Source organism: Streptomyces sp. NPDC046303, from assembly GCF_055588085.1.
In genome coordinates this window covers 1-18,290 of the sequence record NZ_JBVJFA010000040.1, presented here as the reverse complement: position 1 = coordinate 18,290, position 18,290 = coordinate 1, and the positions used below count along the sequence as shown (strand labels likewise).

The following is an 18,290-nucleotide window of genomic DNA, read 5'->3' as shown; positions in this document are numbered from 1 at the left end:
CTCGGCAACGGCTTCCAAGTCTCCGCCCCCGCAGACCGCGCCGCAAGGCTTACCTTCCGCCTCGACCCTGACCGTACGGAGGGCACCTCACCGGCCCTCTACCGCTACGACGAGAAGGCCCGCCACCTCGTCAAGGAGTCGGGCCAGCAGCGCAGCGGCAGCACGATCACGGCCACCGCCGACGGCTCCGTCAAGTACGTCGTCCTGGGACAGCCTCGCCTTCGACAAGGCAGGCCCCGAGGCCCCTGGCAAGCGCATCCTCTCCGACGGCCTCGACGACGGCGGAGACCCGGGTGACTCGGGATCACAACAGCAGAGCGAGGCCGAACCGTCGTCGTGTGACTGAGCGCTTCGGTTGGCGGTGATCACCAACTGAAGCGCTCAGAGGCCGTCACGTGGCGGCGGAGCAGACGAGGGCCTCGAAGGCCGCGCCCGTGCCGGTCGGCGCGCCTCGACCCGGGCCTTGGAGCGGGCACCCCGCGCCGCACGCGGGGACGGCGTCGCGGTCGTCCTCACCCTGCTGATCGCGCTCGTGGAGGCGGTGGAGGCCGGCGCCGACCGGCGCCGCGCGCAGGCATTCCGCGCGCAGGCGAAAGCCGCCTCCGAGGCGGCCGTCCTACTGCGGGAGGCAGCCGGCCTGACCGGCACCCCTCCCCCGGCCACCAAGCCGCGCACCGCGCGCACCGGGCGGACACCACACTGTGGCCTGCCGCCTGCCACACCCGTTACCGGTGTAACGGTCCGGCCCCGTCCGGACCCCGGCCGGCCGGGCCCCTCCCGTACGCGCTGTCCCCTGACCGAGGGAGCCCTTGCCGGTGACGTACCCGCCCCAGCCCCGAACCGTTCGCCGAAGCGCTCGGGGAAGGCGCGCAGACCGCCGCGATGGCCTACCGGCTGGTGACGACCATCACCGAGGTCCGCCGCGCCACCGAAAAGCGCCTCACGGGCAAGGAGGAGGAACTCAGCGAGGACGCGCAGAAGATGGCCCCGGGCTGGTCGGCCGACCAGTTGCGCGGCGTCTTGGGCGACGACGTCCTGGCCGAGCTGATGGCCGGGGCCGACTGGCCGGTGATGGCCCGCCAGTTCGTCGGTCTCCAGCAGGCCGGTGTCGGAGACCCGCCTTCTGGACGGCCTACAGGGCGTCGGCGAGCAAGGTCGCCAGCGTCATCCTGGTGACGTCGGCGAGGTAGTCGTAATCGAGCGTGTCCGGCGCGTCGGACGACTCGTGGTAGTGCGGGTTCCCCTCCCCCTCGTACGCGCCGATCGTCACGTCGCCGTGCGCTTCGAACGGCATGTAGTCACTGGAGAAGATCGGACCCAGTCTGACGGGCAGTGCCGTGTGGTCCGCGGCCGCCTGTGCCATGACCGTGGCGAAGGCCTTCGAGGCGGCGTCATTGCCGGGTACGGCATTTCCGATGTCCCGCTCCACCGTGACGGAGCCGTCCGCCGGCGGCCTCCCGACCATGTCCAGGTTCGCGACCCGGTAGACCTCGGAGTCGGCGTGGAGCTCCGCCGCGTACTCCGTGGCGCCCCACAGCCCCTGCTCCTCGCCGGAGAACGCCACGAACTGGAGGGTGGAGGACAGCTCTACCGGCGCGAGCAGACGGGCGATTTCGAGCGTCGCGGCAACGCCACTGCCGTTGTCGTCGGCCCCTGGCGCCCGTGCCGTGGCGTTGTTCACGTCCGCCATGCGGCTGTCGTAGTGGGCGCACAGGATGACGACGGGCCGGTCGGTTCCCGTCGCGGTTTTGGTGCAGATCACGTTGTCGGCACTGTGACCGGCATTGGACCAGGTGCGCCTGACCACGTCCGTGTAACCGGCCGCCTCGAACCGCTCCGCGATGGCCGCGGCGGCCGGCCCGATGAGGGGCGAGAAGGTGTGCCGCGTGTGAAAGGCCGCCAGGGCCTCGACCGTGTCCCTCAGCTCGTCCGCCGATACCGATCCGACCAGGGTGGCGATGGTGTCGTCCTTCAGCGTGCCCGTCCGCTCGCGTCTGGCCGGCGCGACGGGCTCGGCGGGGCTGGGCGGGTACCGCTTCTGGGGGGGAGCGAGTGGCAGTCCCACAGGCGTGTCATGTTTCATCACGGGTCGCCTTCAGCCGGTGTTGAGGGCGGGTTGGCAGTAGGCGCAGCCGTTGTATCCGCGTGCGACCGCGTCTTCCGCCCGGAGGAAGGGAACCTTGCTGCCGGCGCCGAGCTTCGACCAGTACGGGCAGGTGGACACGTGGAGCTCGCGGCTGCGTGGGTTACCGAAGAAGAAGTCCTCGAGTTTCTCGACGGCGGTGATCTGGATGGTTATACGGCCGGCGATCAGGCTGTCCTGGTACTGGGTGGCGACGAAGGGGTAGAGGCGCAGGTGTTCGCCGTGGCGGGAGAAGTCGATGGTGATGTCGGCTGCTGCCCGGTCGTCGGCCTCGAGCTGGAAGCCGTCGACCACTGCGGTGCTGCCGCCCTTCATTTCGAGCGTCGTGCGGACGGAGCCCTTCTCGGTCACCTTGAGGTTGGTCAGCGTGGCGGACCCGACGATGCGGCTCAGCGTGCGGATCGAGATCCGGGTGTCGTCGGGCAGAGTCGTCGCGTCGAGGTGCCAGGAGCCGGTGGTGGAGGTCAGGCCGCCGCGAAGCGCGATCGTCGTGTTGGTCTTGCCGCCCGGCGCTGCCATCTGCGGAGCCACGTTGCGCTGCCCCACGTTGTTGTCGAACCGGATGATCCGGTCGTGCGGCACCGGCCCGTTGAGCGTGGCGGTGATGGCGGGGTCGGCGGCGCCGTGCACCACGGCGACCAGGCCTTCCTGTTCCACGATCTGCGGGGTCCAGGTGAAGGGACCGACCCGCACCGACCCACCGGGCGGAATCGGCTCGTTGATCACCAGCGTGCCCAGCGACTCGAAGTGCGTGGGCCAGATCATCCCCGTGCCCGGGTCGCACCGGAAGGCCTCGACCTGGAAACCGCCGCTCGCCGCGGCCTGGATCCCCCGGTTGTGCACGCGCACGTAGAGGAAGTTCGGCTGGTCGTTGATGGGCGGCTGGTGGCCGAGTTCCGGGTTGTCGCCGGTGCTGATGCCGTTGTTGCGGACCCAGATGTCGGGTGAGGTCCAGTGCAGCGGACCGCTCGGCTGGGCGCCGAGGTCGGCAGGGTTGTCCGCGATGTAGACGTCCACCGGACGGCGCGCCCACAGCCCCTGGTTCACGAAGGCCTCGTCCATCACCTTGCTGTAGAGGCCGCCGGTGAGGGCCGAGTCCGCGGTGACGCAGCCCTGGGCCATGCTCACGGCGTGCGCCACGCTCGTGGAGGTGGAGTCCGGCACGATGAGCAGCATCTCCAGCATCGTTCTGATCATCGCGTCGGCCGCCGCGACCCGCACGGCGGGATCGGACGAGTCGCCGCCCATGCCCAGGTAGCACCGCCAGAGCGCCGTGCCCAGCATCGAGTTGCGGAGGTTGAAGCGGTAACTGTTGAACGCGGCGTCGTCGAACCGCTCGGCGCGGTCGAGCCGGCGCTCCGTGCTCCACTGGTCGTTCACGTTGTTGTCGAAGGGGAAGGTCTCGGTACGCCGGTGACCGTCTGGATTGAACCGGTCCCGGTAGATGGCCGGAAGCACGTCGCAGATGCTGTGCTCGTACGACCCGGACCCGCCGTGGTTGGCACCGAGCCAGTCGAACACGCCGTGGGTGTATTCGTGAACGATGACGCCGAAGTCGGCGGCATCGGGGGCGCCGCCCTCTCCGAAGCGGATCCGCGGGGGTGTGGTCGTGCCGATCCACTCGCTGTTGTCCTCGCCGTCGGCCCCCTGGGCGTCGACGTCGACCTTGACCATGTTGGTGTTGAGCGTCGTGTTTCCCAGGGTGCGCAGGTAGCGGGCGGTGGAGTCGAGCCAGTAGTAGGCGTTCGCGCTCAGGAAGGCGCGGTTCCTGGGGTAGGTCTCGTACGAGAAGGCGGCTGACGTCTCCTCGGGCTGGGCGAACGTCGGGGTGTCCCAGTCGATGCACCGGAACCACTCCCCGTCGAGCCGGAACTTCCCCCCGTCGGCGGGCGCCACCTCGGCCTGGACCTCGTGCCGGAAACCGTTCAGCTTCGCCGCACTCGACCCGCCGTGGAGCGTGCTGTCGTTCGACTCGGTGACGGGGTCGGGCGAGAAGACCTTGAGCGAGGCCGTCACGTACTTTCCCACGAGCTCGATCCAGAGCAGGGTGCCGGCGACGGCGTCCACGACGACGCGGAACTGCTCGAAGGGGCCGGTGGTCTCGACCAGCAGATCGTGCACGAGATGCAGTGCGCCGTCCGGCTTCTTCCCCTTCTTCAGCAGTGCGACGGAAGCTGAGGGGTAGTCGTGCTCGGGCAGGGTGGGCCTGGTCGAGAAGCGCAGGTAGACGAGCTCGTCCTTGATCACCTCAGCGGATCCGTAGTCCTTCTTGAAGGGCGCGAGGGCGACCTTCAGGACGTCGGACAGCGCGCGGGCGTCGCCGGGGTCGGGGGCGTCTGAGACGTCCGTCTCCCCGGTGTGATCGACCTGGATGACGCTGGCCTGCTTGACGTCAGCCACGGCCTGGACGGTGGCGCCCACGACCGGGAGATCGTTGTGGAACTGCTGGTAGCGCACTCTCAGCGTCGCCGCGCCTTCGGTCGATTCCACCTCGCGCAGATCGATCGCGCCGGCCTTCATGTCACCCGAGCGCACCTTCATGAACGAGTCGATGGCCTTGCGGGCGGTCGACGCACGGGCCAGGGTCGCTCCCGGATCGACGTACTTGCGCAGCACTCCGTCGGCGTCCGCGTGTTCGCCGACGTCGGGAACCATCCTCAGGGGCTGGTCGGCCTCCGGGCCCGGCATGTTCCTCTGCCGGTCACCTTTGTCCCGAGCCATGACGTCCTCCTCAACGCACCTGCGGAGGGTGGGGAAATGCTTCATCAGAGCGGGTGGATGCCCCCGGGCGCCCGTCGCGTGACCGGTTCCTCTGTTGCCGGAACCGCCTGAACTATCGGCACTCTCAGCAAAATCGTAACGTGGGGCGCCGACTCCTGCGACGCGAGCGGCCTCCGCAAAACCCCACGCTCGCCCGGGAGGTCGGGCCGGCGCACGGGATGGACGGAGCACGCGCCGCGCGCTGCCCGTGCCGTCGTCACGGGCAGCCGACCAGCCGGATCCGGCGGCGCTCAGTGCGCCGGCAGCCGCTCCGACTCGTGGACCCGGGCGGCCAGGACGGGGGGCGATCAGCGGGTGCGTCTCGCCGCCACCCGGGACATCCGTAGGCAGGAGTGGTCAGTGGCTCCGTCCGGCGGCCCACGGCTCGTAGGGGGCTGCGTAGCGGGTCGAGAAGGAGTGCAGGTCGAGCAGCAACAGATCGGAATCTTGAGGAGCGGCCCGCGAACTGGGACTGGTGGACGGTGGACTTCGGGGACGCGCACGCCGGTGCGAGGGGTGTACTGGTCGGCGGCAGCGAACCGGGACCGGTGTACTTCGAGGTCGGGAGCGGTCGGACCGTCCCGTCGATCACGCACTGGTCCGCCTCCGACGGCCGGGCCCGCCGGACGGGGAGACGATCGGCGACCGACCCCTGTACGAGGCGTACGTCGACCTCACCGGACCGCTCGCGGACTGGACCGCTTACCTGTCCGCTGGCCGCGCTCCTGGTCGAGAGGGCCGAGCAACTCACCGCCACGGCCGCGGAAGCGCCGTTGACCGCACCGCGCTCGGGACCACCCGCTCCAAGGCTCGGGTCCTGCCCCTGACCGCACAGGAAGGGTGACGGCGCGCACCACCGGTCCGCCCGTTGGTACGCAGGGGCAGCACGTGCAGGAGAACCACCACACGGAGCGCCGGCCGGGCGGCCCCAGCCGACGGAACCGGCGACGGCGCCCTGCGCGCCCCCCACCGGTCGCCGGCCTGCACGAGCGCGCGGCCGAACCCGACGGCCGCGTCCCCCCAGTGCGTCGTGGCTGAACCTGGTGGAGCGGTGGTTCGCCGAGCCCACACAGAAGAAGCCCAAGCGCGGCGCCCACCGCTCCGTCCAGGCCCTCGAACGCGACATCCGGGCCTGGCTGACCGATTGGAACGATCAGCCCAGGCCCTTCGTATGGACGAAGACAGCCGACGAGATCCTCGACAAAGTCGCCGCCTACTGCCACCGAATCTCTGACTCAGGTCACTAGTGTTGCCGCCGGACATCCGAGCGTCGTGTCCCGGGGCTCGCCCGTCAGAGGGTTTCGCTGAGCGAGTCCGCCAGGCGGCGCCGGGCCGTCTGGGTCGCCGGTAGTGCCGCAGCCGCCACCGCGCCCAGCACCGATCCGGCGATCACCGTCAACAGCACCGGGAGCGGCGGCAGTTGGGCGATCCCAGCGCCGATGCCACTCGATGCGCCCTGGGTGTCCACCAGCCAGGTGCCGGACAGGACGCCCAGGGCCGTGCCCGCCAGCGCGGCCACGAGCGCGGTCAGGCCCGCGGCCGTCACGATCATCGCGCCGATCTGCCGGGGCGTGAGCCCGATCGCCTTCAGGGCGAGCAGGTCGCGCCCCCGGTCACGTACACCCGTGCCGATCAGGGTCAACAGTTCGATCAGTCCGATGAGGGCCAGTACGGCGATCAGGGCCCCGATCACCGCGCGTGCCGGTTCCAGCCGGTCGGCCGGGCTGGGTGTCTCGCGGATCTCGAGGGTTCCGCCGGCGGCCGTGGCGAGTGCGCCGCTCACGGCCCGGGGGTCGGCACCGTCGCGCAGTTCCAGGGCGTGGTAGGCGGGACGCAGCTGCGGGTCGCGCTCGCGCAGTGCGTCGAGGGTCGTGGTGATCACCCGGCCGCCGGATTCGGGCTCGATGGTGCGGCCGACGAGGTGCAGGATCTGCGGCCGTCCGCCGACCGTCATCCGTACCCAGTCGCCGACCCGTACGCCGAGGAGGTCCAGTAGTCCCTGGCCGGCCACCGCCTCGTCGGGTCCGGCGACCGCGCGCCCTTCCACCACCGCGGAGGGGTAGGGCTGCCGGGCCGTGCCGAGTCCGCGCAGCGTGATGGTGCCGGTCTGGCCGGGGACGAGCGCCGCCATCTCCGCGCCCGGATGGACGGCCTCGATGTCCGGGACGGCCGCGAGGGTCTTCTCCAGCTCCGCGTCCGACGGACCGGCGGGCTGCTCGGCCCGTACGGTCAGTGCCGCGGCCAGCCCCATCTGCGCGGGGCGGCTGCGGAACTGGTCCAGGGTCGACCAGGCCACGAGGGCGACGGTGATGAGCACCAGGGGCAGCGCGAGCCGGGCCACCGGTAGCAGGGTCCGGCCGCGGCGGGGGAACGCCGCGCGCCATCCGAGGACGAGGGCGGGCGGTACCCGTACGCCGAGTGCCCGCTTGCCGAGCGCGGTCATCGGCGCGGCGGAGGGCAGCGCGGCCCGGGCCACCGGCACCGGGGGCACCCGTCCGGCCCGCCAGGCCGAGAGTCCGGTGGAGGCCGCGATCAGCAGCACCGCGCCGACGGGGATGCCGATCATCAGGGCGGTGTGGCCGGGCAGGTCCTGCCACACGGCGGCTGCCTCCCCGATCCGCCCGGGTATCCGGGCGCCGAGCAGGGCGATCGCCGTGGTACCGAGGGCCACGCCGAGGAGCGCGAAGGCCAGATGCTGGACCAGGAAGCCGCGCGCGACCTGGCCGGGGGTGAAGCCGATCGCCTTGAGGACGGCGATGTCCCGGAGCTGGCCGCGGACGCGGGCGCCGATCGCCCCGGACGCGGCCAGGGCGGCCGCGAGCAGGGCGCCGAGGCCGAAGACGGCGAACATCGCGCCCAGGAGGCGGTCGTCGCCGCCCGCGTCGGCGCGGGCCTGCTGCCACTTGGTGACCTCGGCCACCCGGTCGGCGCCCAGTACGGTGACCGCGCGCTGGACGATGAAGTCCGTGTCGTCCGGGTCCTCCAGGCGCAGCCCCACGCTCTGTCCGGTGTCTGCGCGGGCGATCTCCTCGAGCGTGGCGGGGAGCACCCAGCCGATGCCCGCCGCGCCGCCCGGCTGGTAGCGGGGTTCGGCGACGTCGGCGGTCCCGCTCACCCGCAGCAGGTGCGGGGTGCCGTCCGGGCCGGTGACGCGTACGGTGTCGCCGGGCTCCGCCCAGAGGGCCCGGGCGACCGACGTCTCCAGCACGACGGAGCCGACGCCCTCACCCAAGTCCGAAGCACTGCTCGAGCCCGTGCCCGTGCCCGAGTCCGAGTCCGAGTCCGAGCCCGAACCAGTACCCGATTCAGTACCCGAGCCCGTACCCGGGTCGGGGCCTTCGTCCGGCGCCTCGAGCCAGCTGCCCGCGCCGACGAGCGGTCGTCCGGTCTGCGGGGGCTCCACCGGGGCCGCGCGGAGCGTCACCGCGGCGCGGGCGCCGCGGGACTCGACCGTGGTCGCCGCCGTGCGGTGGGGACCCGACAGCGCCGCCACCCCGTCCACCCGGGACAGGGCGTCCATGTCCGCACCGGCGCGGGTGTGCAGCCAGATGTGGGCGCCGTGGGACTGGTTGAAGACCCGCTGCCAGGGGTTCGCCGCGTAGCCGAACAGCGCACCGGCCAGCAGGAGCGAGGCGATGACCCCGGCGCTGGCCAGGACCACGAAGAGGGCTTCGCCTCGGTGTGCGCGGAAGTCTGCCTGCGCCCAGCGCAGGGTGGCCCGCACGGTCACTCCTTCAGTTCGAGAACGCCGGAGACGCCGCCGGCGGGCCCGGGACGCCCGCCGCCGAGCTGTGCGTCGTCGGCTATTCGGCCGTCGAAGAAGCTGATGACGCGGTCGGCGGCGCTGGCCATCCTGGCGTCGTGCGTGACCATCATGATCGTCTGGCCGCGCTGGTGGAACCGGGTGAGCAGCCGCAGCACCTCGCGGGTGCCCTTGCTGTCGAGGCTGCCGGCAGGTTCGTCGGCGAGCAGCAGCCGGGGGTGGTTGACCAGGGCGCGGGCGAGCGCGACCCTCTGCTGTTCGCCGCCGGACAGCTCTCCGGGCATGGACCGCTCGCGGCCTTCGAGTCCGAGTTCGGCGAGCAGTTCGGCGCGGGAGTCGCGGGCCGCCTTCGGGGAGACGCCGGCGAGGAGGGCGGGCAGTTCGACGTTGTCGGCGACGGTGAGGTTGGAGACGAGGTTGAAGAACTGGAAGACGACGCCGATGCTGCGGCGCCGCAGCACGGCCCAGCGGGCCTCGCGGTATGCGTCGACCCGCTCCCCGTCGAGCCACAGCTTGCCGCCGTCGGGCCGCTGGAGGCCGCCGATCAGGTGCAGCAGCGTGGACTTGCCGGCTCCGGACGGACCGGTCACGGCGACGAACTCGCCGGGCTGGACGGACAGGTCCACACCCCGGACGGCCGGCACCGGCGCGCCTTCGCCGTGATGCGTCTTGGTCAGCCCCTCGGCGCGGACGATGGGCACGGCGGGTCCGACGGCGGGCAGCACGGCTGGAGCGGCGGTGGCGTCGTCGCTCATTCCAGCTCCTCCTGACAGCGTTCCAGCCAGTCGAGGTCGGCCTGCAGGTGCAGCATGGCGCCCTCGATCAGCAGTTGGGAGATCTTGTTGTCGCGGTCCTCGGCGGCGGCCAGCTTCGACAGGTCCCGCATGGTGTTGAGGTACTGGCGCCGCTGTTTGTTGATCAGGGCGATCGGGTCGGCCAGACCCGATTGCGGTGCGAGCGCCAGTTTCATGAAGAACTCGTCCCGGACCCGGGGTTCCTCGGCGGTTTCCTCGAACCACGCCAGTACGGCTTCGCGCCCGGCGTCCGTCAGCTTGTACGTGCGTTTGTTGGGGCGGCCGGACTGTTCGACGTCCTCGCCCTCGATCAGGCCGCTCTTCTCGAGCCGGCCGAGGGTGACGTAGATCTGGCCGACGTTCGGCTGAGGGTACGCGGCGCCCAGGAGCTTCTCAAGGTCCTGCTTGAGCTCGTAACCGTGCGCAGGCCTACGGGTGAGGAGCGCAAGGAGCGCCAGCCGCACTCGCCCCCCTCCTTCCCCTGCGTAGTCAACCGTTCACTGGCCCCCGGTCGGATGCCCGCCGGCGTCCGTCTGGTCTGCCTGGACGTCTAGTATCGCTCATGCCTAACGGGTATATATAGGCCACGATGGTCGGCAGTGCAGCCGGATCGTGTTCTGGGAGGAATCTATGCGGTGGATGCGTGCCGCGGGTAGAGCTCTCCTGGTGGTGGCGGTCGTGCTGGCGGGGTACGCAGGTCTCGGCGTGCGTCCCGACGCGGGCGCGGCTTCCGACGCCCGCGGTCCCCTGACGCTCGTCACGGCGGGCGACCTGACCGACTACCTCGGGCCCCTCCTCGACGACTGGAACGCGAGCCGTCCCGACGAGCGGGTGACTCTCGTCGAGCTGCCCGACTCGGCCGACGAGACCCGGGCCCAGATGATCAGCGAACTGCGATCGGGCCGCGACCGGTTCGACGTGTTGAACATCGACGTCGCCTGGACGTCCGAGTTCGCGGCGGCCGGATGGATCTCGCCACTCGACCGGGGCCGGTTCCCGCTGGACGCCTTCCTGCGGCCGGTCGTGGACACCGCGACCTTCGACGGACGGTTGTACGCGGTGCCGTACGTCACGAACGCGGGCCTGCTGTACTACCGCAAGGACATCCTGGACCTGGCGGGCGAGCAGCCGCCGCGGACCTGGTCCGAACTGGCCCGTCAGGCGCGCACCATCGCCCCGCAGTACGGGCTGGACGGCTACGCCGGCCAGTTCCTCCCCTACGAGGGGCTCACCGTCAACGTCACCGAGGCCGTGCACTCGGCGGGCGGTTCGATCCTGCGCGACGACGGTGCCCGTGTCACCGTGGACTCCGACGGGGCGCGGGCCGGGCTGCGTTTCCTCGCGGACGGGGTGCGGGAGGGCTGGATCTCCCGCGAGGCGCTCGGCTACAAGGAGGAGGAGTCCCGGAAGGCGTTCCAGGACGGCCGGCTGCTCTTCCTGCGGAACTGGCCCTACGTGTACGCGGACGCGAGCGCGGCGGGGTCGAAGGTGGCGGGCCGGTTCGGTGCCGTGCCGCTGCCCGGCGCCGACGGGCCCGGCAGCAGCGTGCTGGGCGGCTCCAACCTCGCCGTCAGCAGCCACGCGCGGCATCCTGCATCTGCGGCCGATCTGATCTCCTACCTCACCAGCGAACGGGTGCAGCGGCGGGTCCTCACCGAGGGGTCGCTGCCACCGGTGCGCGCCGCGCTGTACCAGGATCCCGAGCTGGTGCGCGCCTATCCGTACCTGCCGACCCTGCGCGAGAGCGTGCTGTCGGCGGTGCCGCGCCCCAAGAGCCCGCGCTACGACCAGGTGAGCCTCGCCGTTCAGGCCGTGGGACAGGACGTCATGGCGTTGCGCCAGACGCCCGACGAGGCGGTGGCGCGGCTGGCGCGCGAGCTCGGCACCCTTTCCCGCACGGGCTGACCGCACTTCTGCACCTCCTCAAGGGCTCCTACTTACATGTTAAGTAGGAGCCCTCTTGCGTGCATTCGTTCATTCAGGGACAAATCACCCCAGTCTTTGCCTGTTTCTGGACACATCGTTGACACCTTCCAGTTGCTGCTACTTAACATGCATGCATAACAGCGCACCTGATCCAGGGCGCTCTCGCATTCAGAGACAGGTCGACGCGAGATGCTCAGCACCCTTCCGGCCGGTACCGGTCACCCCTCCCGCAGCGCCGCCCCTTCCGCCCCGTGGTGGCGCGACGCGGTGATCTACCAGGTATACGTCCGCAGCTTCCTCGACAGCACCGGGGACGGCGTGGGCGACCTCGCCGGCGTACGCGCCGGGCTTCCCTACCTCAGGAGGCTCGGTGTCGACGGCATCTGGCTCAGCCCCTTCTACCCGTCGCCGCAGCACGACCACGGCTACGACGTGGCCGACTACTGCGGCGTCGACCCGGTCTACGGCGACCTCGCCGAGTTCGACCGGCTGGTGGCCGACGCCCACCGGCTCGGGCTCAGGCTGCTGCTGGACATCGTCCCCAACCACTGCTCCAGCGAGCACCCGTGGTTCCGCGAAGCGCTCGCCGCGGCACCCGGCAGCGCGGCCCGCTCCCGCTTCCACTTCGCTCCGGGCCGCGGCCCGGGGGGCGAGGAGCCGCCCAACAACTGGCGGGCCATGTTCGGCGGCCCGGCCTGGAGCCGGACCACCGCAGCCGACGGCACTCCCGGGGAGTGGTACCTGCACCTGTTCACGCCCGAGCAGCCGGACCTGAACTGGCGCGACCCGGTCGTGGGCGACGACTTCGAGCGCGTGCTCCGCTTCTGGCTGGACCGGGGCGTCGACGGGTTCCGCATCGACGTCGCCGCCGGACTCTTCAAGCACCCCGAGCTGCCTGACTCCGACGACCCCGGGGCGGACGAGCGGGCCCGCGACGCCGTCAACCAGCTGGCCTGGAACCAGCCCGAGGTGCACGGCGTGTGGCGCCGCTGGCGGTCGGTCTGCGAGGAGTACACCGCCCGGGACGGTCACGAGCGGCTGCTGGTCGGCGAGGTGTCCGTACCCACCGCACGCGAGCACGCCGAGTACGTCCGCCCCGACGAACTGCACCAGGCGTTCTTCTTCGACCTGCTCAGCGCGCCCTGGGACGCCGGCGCCTTCCGTACGACGATCACCGAGGCGATACGCGACATCGCCGGCACCGGCTCCACCGTGACCTGGGTCCTCAACAACCACGACCAGGTCCGCACGGTCACCCGCTACGCGGGCGAGCCCGGGGTCGAGGGCAGCGGACTGGGAGCGGCCCGCGCCCGCGCCGCCGCCCTCCTGATGCTCGCCCTGCCCGGCGCCGCCTACGTGTACCAGGGCGAGGAACTCGGCCTCCCCGAGGTCCTCGACCTGCCCGACGAGGTCCTCACCGACCCGATCTTCCGCCGTACGGGCAGCCGCAAGCACGTACGGGACGGCTGCCGCGTACCCCTGCCCTGGTCCGGGCACGCCTCCCCCTTCGGCTTCAGCCAGGAGGCCGCCGCTGTCAAGCCGTGGCTGCCGCAGCCCGAATGGTTCGCCGAGCACGCCACCGACCGCGCCCTGGCCGACACCCGCTCCTTCTGGCACCTCTACCGCGACGGCCTCCAGCTGCGGCGCACCCTGCCTCAGCTCGGCGAGGGACCCCTGCGCTGGCTCGATGCGCCCGCGCAGGTACTGGCCATGGCCCGCGGGGAGGGCCTGATCTGCGCAGTCAACTTCGGCACGGAGCCGGTGCCCGCACCGGTCGCCGGTACGCCGCTGCTCGCCAGCGGGCCCTGTCCCGACGGGGTGCTCCCCGCCGCGACCGCGGCCTGGTGGGCGGGCGAACTCCCGGCCCCCGGCCCGGCGGCCGCGCAGCCGTAACCCCCGCCGCAAGCCCCCCAGCCCTACCCGGCAGCCTCGCCCCCTCGGCCCTGTCACCCCGCAGTCCCCCAGCAGCCCCTCCCCAGCCCAGGACCTCCCCGGAAGGACCCGTCATGCGACGACCCGGCAAGACGACCCGACGCAGTGCCACCACCACCGCGGCCCTCGCCCTCACCCTCGGCGCCACCGCCTGCGGCGGCGCCACCGCACCCGCGAGCGGCGGCGGGCTCAGCGGCCAGACCGTCACCGTGGCGGGCGTCTGGACCGGCGCCGAACAGGAGAGCTTCAAGAAGGTCCTCGAGGCCTTCACCCAGAAGACCGGCGCCAAGACCGTCTTCGTGCCCTCCGGCGACAACGTGTCCACCTTCGTCGGAAGCAAGATCGAAGGCGGCAACGCGCCCGACGTGGTCATGGTCCCCCAGGTTGGCGTGCTCCAGCAGTTCGCGAAGGAGGGCTGGCTCCGGCCTCTGTCCGAGCAGACCTCCCGGACGGCCGGGTCCACCCTCGCACCGGTGTGGAAGAACTACGGCACGGTCGACGGCACGTACTACGGGCTCTACTTCAAGGCCGCCCACAAGTCGACCGTCTGGTACGCGCCCGAGGCCTTCGCCCAGGCCGGCGTCACCGAGCCCAAGAGCTACAGCGACATGCTGAAGGCCGGCCGCACTCTCGCGGACTCCGGCCGCCCGGCCTTCGCCATAGCCGGCGAGGACGGCTGGACCCTCACTGACTGGTTCGAGAACATCTACCTCTCCCAGTCCGGACCGGAGAAGTACGACCAGCTCGCCCAGCACAAGCTGAAGTGGACCGATGAGAGCGTCGTGCGGGCCCTGACCACCCTCGGGGAGCTGTTCAGGGACAAGCAGCTCGTCGCCGGCGGCGCCCAGACGGCGCTGGGCACCGACTTCCCCTCGTCGGTCGCGCAGGTCTTCGGCCCTGAGCCCAAGGCGGGCATGGTCTACGAGGGCGACTTCGTCGGCGGTGTCGCCAAGGGGCAGTTCGGCAAGAAGCTCGGGCAGGACGCGAAGTTCTTCCCCTTCCCCTCGGTCGACGGCGGCCGGGCGCCGGTGGTCAGCGGTGGTGACGCGGCGGTCGTCCTGAAGGACGGCAAGAACGGCGAGGCGGGCATGAAGCTGGTCGAGTTCCTGGCGAGCTCCGAGGCGGCCGAGGTCTGGGCCGGCGCGGGCGGCTTCCTGTCCCCGAACAACGAGGTCGACTTCGCCAAGTACAGCGACGACACCACGCGCAGCACCGCCGACTCTCTCATCGCGGCGGGCAACTCGATCCGCTTCGACATGTCGGACCAGGCCCCGGCCGCGTTCGGCGGTACGAAGGGCGCGGGTGAGTGGAAGCTCCTCCAGGACTTCCTGCGCGACCCCTCGGACCCCCAGGGCACGGCCGCGAAGCTCGAGGCCGAGGCCGCCAAGGCCTACGGGAACTGAGGCCACTGCCATGGCCGACATCATGACCGACCGCCCCGCCGCCGCCCATCCCGCCACCGGCCGACCCTCGACCGGTCGACCCGCGGTCGACGGACGGCGCCAGGCCCGGCGCAGGAAGCGCCGCCTCGCGGTCGTTTTCGTCCTACCGGCCGTGCTGCTGCTCGGCGCGCTGGTCGTCTACCCCGTCCTCTTCTCCCTCGGGCGCAGCCTCTTCGACGCCGACGGCGACCGGTTCGTCGGAGCCGCCAACTACGCGGCGATCGTGCAGGACCCGGCCACCCTCAAGGCCATCCGCAACAGCGCCGTCTGGGTCGTGGTCGCCCCCACCCTGCTCACCGGACTCGGGCTGCTGCTCGCCGTGCTCACCGAGAAGGTGCGCTGGGCGACCGCGTTCAAGCTGGTGCTCTTCCTGCCGATGGCCGTGTCGTTCCTCGCCGCGGGCATCATCTTCCGGCTCGCCTACGAACAGGACGCGGACCGTGGCGTGCTCAACGCCGCCGCCTCCGCCGTCCACGACGGCTTCGACGACGCCGCCGCCTACCCCACGGCCCGGCCCCGGGAGGGCCACGGCCTGACGGGCGGGGCTGGCGGCCCGTACAGCTCCGCGGCGACCGTACGGCCCGGGGGCTCGATCAGCCTCGGATTCATCGGGGTCGCACCCGAAGCGATGCCGGCCGGCGCGCGGACCGCGTCCGATCCTGCCTCCCCGGCGGGCGCCGCACCCGGCACGGACGCGATCGGGGGTGTCGTCTACCTCGACTTCGCCCCCGGCGGGGCGGGTATACCGGGCAGGGTCGACCCGGGTGAGAGGGGTCTGCCCGGCATGACGGTCGAGGCCGTACGGGACGGCCGGGTGGCCGCGACCGCGACCACGGCCGAGGACGGCTCCTTCCGGTTCGCCGGGCTCGCCGACGGCGACTACAGCGTCCGCCTGCCCGCTGCCAACTTCGAAGCCCCGTACCAGGGCGTGAACTGGCTCGGTCCGGCGCTGGTGACACCCGCCATCATCGGCGCCTACCTGTGGGTCTGGACCGGCTTCTCGATGGTCCTGATCGGCGCCGGCCTCGCCGCCATCCCGCGCGACGCACTGGAGGCCGCACGCATGGACGGCGCCACCGAGGGCCAGATCTTTCGCAAGATCACCGTTCCGCTGCTCGCACCGGTGCTCACCGTGGTCTTCGTGACCCTCGTGATCAACGTGATGAAGGTCTTCGACCTCGTGTGGATCATCGCGCCCGGACCGGTCCAGGAAGAGGCGAACGTGCTGGCCACCCGCATGTGGATGGTCTCCTTCGGGGGCGGCAACGACCAGGGCCTCGGCAGCGCGCTCAGCATGGTGCTCCTGCTGCTCGTCGTCCCGGCGATGATCTTCAACGTCCGGCGCTTCCGAAGGAGTGGAGCATGAGCGGCCACAGCACCGCCGAACGGCACGGCCCGTCCCGGCGGACGGCGACGGTCCGGCGCGTCGCCCCGTCCTCACCCCCGTCCCCGTCCGCTTCGCCCTCCGCGCCCACCTCTGCGCCCACCTCCGCGCCCACCTCTGCGCCCGGACGGCGTCGCGGAGGCCGGGTCTCACGCCTCCTGGGCAGCTCCGCCGTCCAGGGCGTCCTGATCCTCGTCGCCCTCGTCTGGATCACACCGCTGGCGGGCCTGCTCCTGTCCTCGCTGCGCTCCGAACAGGACAACGCCACGGACGGCTGGTGGACCGCGCTCGTCGATCCCTCCCAGCTGTCCTTTGACAACTACACGACCCTGCTGGGGGATTCCGGCATCGGGGCGGCCTTCTGGAACACCGTCCTGATCTCCGTGCCGACCACCGTCCTGGTCGTCGTCATCGCGGCACTCGCCGGATACGCCTTCGCCTGGCTGGAATTCCCCGGCCGGGACGGCGTCTTCCTCGTGGTCGTCGGACTCCTCGTGGTCCCGGTGCAGATCGGGCTGCTGCCCGTGGCGAAACTCTTCGGCGCGGTGGGCCTGTTCGGGACGATCGCGGGCGTCGTCCTCTTCCACGTCGCCTACGGACTGCCGTTCGCGATCTTCCTCCTGCGCAACTACTTCGCCGAGATCCCGCGCGAGATGCTGGAGGCCGCCCGGATGGACGGCGGCAGCGAGTGGCGGATCTTCTCCCGCCTCGTGCTGCCGCTCGGCCGCCCGGCCATCGCGAGCCTGGCCATCTTCCAGTTCCTCTGGGTCTGGAACGACATGCTCGTGGCACTGCTCTTCGCGGACAGCCAGTCCCAGCCGCTCACGGTCGCGCTGCAGTCCCAGATGCGGCAGTTCGGAAGCAACATCGGCGTCCTCGCGCCGGGGGCGTTCCTGTCCCTGGTGGTCCCGCTGATCGTCTTCTTCGCCTTCCAGCGGCACTTCGTCCAGGGCGTGATGGCCGGCTCGGTGAAATAGCGCCGCCCGGACGAGCTCCGTACGTACGCAAGCCTCCGCATGGGTATCCGTACTCATGCGGAGGCGTCCGCGTGCCCGCAGGCTGGATCCATGAACCAGCCCGAGTGGAAGCCCGCCGATCACCGGCGCGGAGTGGAACGTATCGGCACTGTCGTCGTGGCCGTGGCCGCGGCCCTCTCGGCCGCGGCCGCCATCGGACTCGCCTGTCTGCTCGCCGTCCACGCCCTCGCCTGAGCCCGGCCGTCAGGAGTCGGCCTGCGGCGGGCGGCGCCCGACGTGCCACAGCGCGGTGTAGGCGACCATCGGCGCGAACGCACCAGCGCGGTCAGCAGCCCTGCGCCGCCCCGCGCACCGACCGGGCGCGGCCGAGCGGCGACGACCGGGGTCAGCAGCAGGTCCATGGAGGAGACCATCCGCTCGGCGCGCTCCGCCAGCCGCTCCAGTTCTGCCAAATGGGACACCGGCCAGTCCAGAAACGGACGGCGTCACCTCCGCGCGGGGGTTACTCGCATCACAGGTTCCCCGTGGGGAGGCATTGGCCTCGGTTCACCCCTGACCGCACGACACAACAGCGGGTAGCAGACGCCTCCTCCCGACGACGTGCGGACGTCCCGACCTGGGGAGATGAGCAGGGCCCTGTTATCGTGCGCCGATGTCAACGATCAAACAGTTCCAAGTGACCTTCGACTGCGCGGAGCCTGCGCGCCTGGCCGCCTTCTGGTGCGAGGTGCTGGGGTACGTCGTGCCGACGGTCCCGGAGGGCTTCGCCACCTGGGAGGAGTACCACCGCTCGCTGCCGCCCGAGGATGAGATCTACTTCGCGTGCACTGATCCCTCGGGTGTGGCCCCGCGCTTGCTCTTCCAGCGAGTTCCCGAAGGCAAGGTCGTCAAGAACCGGGTGCATCTCGATGTGCGGGCCGGCGCCGGGCTCGTGGGTGAGGAGCGCCTTGCCACACTCGAGGCCGAATGCGCACGGCTGATGGCGCTCGGCGCGAAACACGTGCTGACGCAGCGCGCCGATGGCGTCAACGAGTCGTGCATCACGATGCAGGACATCGAGGGCAACGAGTTCTGCCTCGCCTGATCCTCCTCTGGGACTGCGAGGTGGGGAGCCGCCTCCGGCCTTGGGGAACATTTGAGGCAGCCGATATCGGCTGCCTCAAATGTTC

The 18,290-nt window shown here is 71.2% G+C and carries 13 protein-coding genes and 1 pseudogene; 9 read left to right on the top strand and 5 right to left on the bottom strand.

The annotated features are described in order from the left end of the window. The first annotated feature begins 882 nt into the window (after positions 1–882). Positions 883–1,176 carry a hypothetical protein gene (locus tag ACZ6I1_RS30275; protein WP_469292083.1) on the top strand — a complete coding sequence of 98 codons (294 nt, stop codon included), beginning with the start codon at positions 883–885 and terminating at the stop codon, positions 1,174–1,176. On the opposite strand, the gene ACZ6I1_RS30270 is transcribed toward ACZ6I1_RS30275, so the two are convergent. Together ACZ6I1_RS30270 and ACZ6I1_RS30265 are read right to left on the bottom strand one after the other, a co-directional pair. Further along, positions 1,133–2,065: a M28 family metallopeptidase gene (locus tag ACZ6I1_RS30270; protein WP_469292082.1), complete on the bottom strand. Its 933-nt coding sequence runs from the start codon at positions 2,063–2,065 to the stop codon at positions 1,133–1,135. The genes ACZ6I1_RS30275 and ACZ6I1_RS30270 overlap by 44 nt on opposite strands. Positions 2,066–2,095: 30 nt before the next feature. Further along, a complete protein-coding gene (locus ACZ6I1_RS30265; RefSeq protein ID WP_469292081.1) occupies positions 2,096–4,864 on the bottom strand; it encodes a hypothetical protein in 2,769 nt (922 codons plus the stop codon). A gap of 1,007 nt (positions 4,865–5,871) precedes the next feature. Here ACZ6I1_RS30265 and ACZ6I1_RS30260 point away from each other — a divergent pair. Further along, a pseudogene (locus ACZ6I1_RS30260) lies at positions 5,872–6,150 on the top strand (IS630 family transposase); the annotation flags it as partial. Between the two features lie 44 nt (positions 6,151–6,194). On the opposite strand, the gene ACZ6I1_RS30255 reads toward ACZ6I1_RS30260, so the two are convergent. Genes ACZ6I1_RS30255 through ACZ6I1_RS30245 form a run of 3 tightly spaced genes read right to left on the bottom strand, consistent with a single transcriptional unit; the run spans position 6,195 to position 9,924 of the window. Then, complete coding sequence (locus ACZ6I1_RS30255) at positions 6,195–8,627, bottom strand: ABC transporter permease (RefSeq protein WP_469292080.1); 2,433 nt, start codon at positions 8,625–8,627, stop codon at positions 6,195–6,197. A gap of 2 nt (positions 8,628–8,629) precedes the next feature. Further along, complete coding sequence (locus ACZ6I1_RS30250; protein ID WP_469292079.1) at positions 8,630–9,421, bottom strand: ABC transporter ATP-binding protein; 792 nt, start codon at positions 9,419–9,421, stop codon at positions 8,630–8,632. Further along, positions 9,418–9,924, bottom strand: a complete 507-nt coding sequence (locus tag ACZ6I1_RS30245; protein ID WP_469292078.1) for a PadR family transcriptional regulator — start codon at positions 9,922–9,924, stop codon at positions 9,418–9,420. Before ACZ6I1_RS30245 ends, ACZ6I1_RS30250 begins: the two co-directional genes overlap by 4 nt. Before the next feature lie 166 nt (positions 9,925–10,090). Between ACZ6I1_RS30245 and ACZ6I1_RS30240 the strand changes: the two genes are divergently transcribed. The 7 genes from ACZ6I1_RS30240 to ACZ6I1_RS30210 all read left to right on the top strand — a co-directional run bounded on the left by ACZ6I1_RS30240 (position 10,091) and on the right by ACZ6I1_RS30210 (position 18,205). Next, positions 10,091–11,365: an ABC transporter substrate-binding protein gene (locus ACZ6I1_RS30240; protein WP_469292077.1), complete on the top strand. Its 1,275-nt coding sequence runs from the start codon at positions 10,091–10,093 to the stop codon at positions 11,363–11,365. 210 nt (positions 11,366–11,575) lie between these two features. After that, positions 11,576–13,279 carry a glycoside hydrolase family 13 protein gene (locus ACZ6I1_RS30235; protein WP_469292076.1) on the top strand — a complete coding sequence of 568 codons (1,704 nt, stop codon included), beginning with the start codon at positions 11,576–11,578 and terminating at the stop codon, positions 13,277–13,279. 113 nt (positions 13,280–13,392) lie between these two features. Continuing rightward, a complete protein-coding gene (locus tag ACZ6I1_RS30230) occupies positions 13,393–14,721 on the top strand; it encodes an ABC transporter substrate-binding protein (protein ID WP_469292075.1) in 1,329 nt (442 codons plus the stop codon). A 22-nt stretch (positions 14,722–14,743) separates the two neighbouring features. Then, a complete protein-coding gene (locus ACZ6I1_RS30225) occupies positions 14,744–16,126 on the top strand; it encodes an ABC transporter permease subunit (RefSeq protein WP_469292112.1) in 1,383 nt (460 codons plus the stop codon). Continuing rightward, positions 16,123–17,121: a carbohydrate ABC transporter permease gene (locus ACZ6I1_RS30220; protein ID WP_469292074.1), complete on the top strand. Its 999-nt coding sequence runs from the start codon at positions 16,123–16,125 to the stop codon at positions 17,119–17,121. The genes ACZ6I1_RS30225 and ACZ6I1_RS30220 overlap by 4 nt, the downstream gene beginning before the upstream one ends. Positions 17,122–17,211: 90 nt before the next feature. Then, positions 17,212–17,355 carry a hypothetical protein gene (locus ACZ6I1_RS30215; RefSeq protein WP_469292073.1) on the top strand — a complete coding sequence of 48 codons (144 nt, stop codon included), beginning with the start codon at positions 17,212–17,214 and terminating at the stop codon, positions 17,353–17,355. Between the two features lie 418 nt (positions 17,356–17,773). Beyond that, positions 17,774–18,205, top strand: a complete 432-nt coding sequence (locus tag ACZ6I1_RS30210) for a VOC family protein (protein WP_362735561.1) — start codon at positions 17,774–17,776, stop codon at positions 18,203–18,205. The last annotated feature ends 85 nt before the right edge of the window (positions 18,206–18,290 follow it).

Bases quoted from the DNA above. Each gene is read 5' to 3' on its own strand.
- ACZ6I1_RS30250 (WP_469292079.1), bottom strand. From the start codon at position 9,421: ATGAGCGACGACGCCACCGCCGCTCCAGCCGTGCTGCCCGCCGTCGGA.
- ACZ6I1_RS30225 (WP_469292112.1), top strand. From the start codon at position 14,744: ATGACCGACCGCCCCGCCGCCGCCCATCCCGCCACCGGCCGACCCTCG.
- ACZ6I1_RS30240 (WP_469292077.1), top strand. From the start codon at position 10,091: ATGCGGTGGATGCGTGCCGCGGGTAGAGCTCTCCTGGTGGTGGCGGTC.
- ACZ6I1_RS30210 (WP_362735561.1), top strand. From the start codon at position 17,774: ATGTCAACGATCAAACAGTTCCAAGTGACCTTCGACTGCGCGGAGCCT.
- ACZ6I1_RS30275 (WP_469292083.1), top strand. From the start codon at position 883: ATGGCCTACCGGCTGGTGACGACCATCACCGAGGTCCGCCGCGCCACC.
- ACZ6I1_RS30235 (WP_469292076.1), top strand. From the start codon at position 11,576: ATGCTCAGCACCCTTCCGGCCGGTACCGGTCACCCCTCCCGCAGCGCC.
- ACZ6I1_RS30265 (WP_469292081.1), bottom strand. From the start codon at position 4,864: ATGGCTCGGGACAAAGGTGACCGGCAGAGGAACATGCCGGGCCCGGAG.
- ACZ6I1_RS30215 (WP_469292073.1), top strand. From the start codon at position 17,212: ATGAACCAGCCCGAGTGGAAGCCCGCCGATCACCGGCGCGGAGTGGAA.
- ACZ6I1_RS30230 (WP_469292075.1), top strand. From the start codon at position 13,393: ATGCGACGACCCGGCAAGACGACCCGACGCAGTGCCACCACCACCGCG.
- ACZ6I1_RS30220 (WP_469292074.1), top strand. From the start codon at position 16,123: ATGAGCGGCCACAGCACCGCCGAACGGCACGGCCCGTCCCGGCGGACG.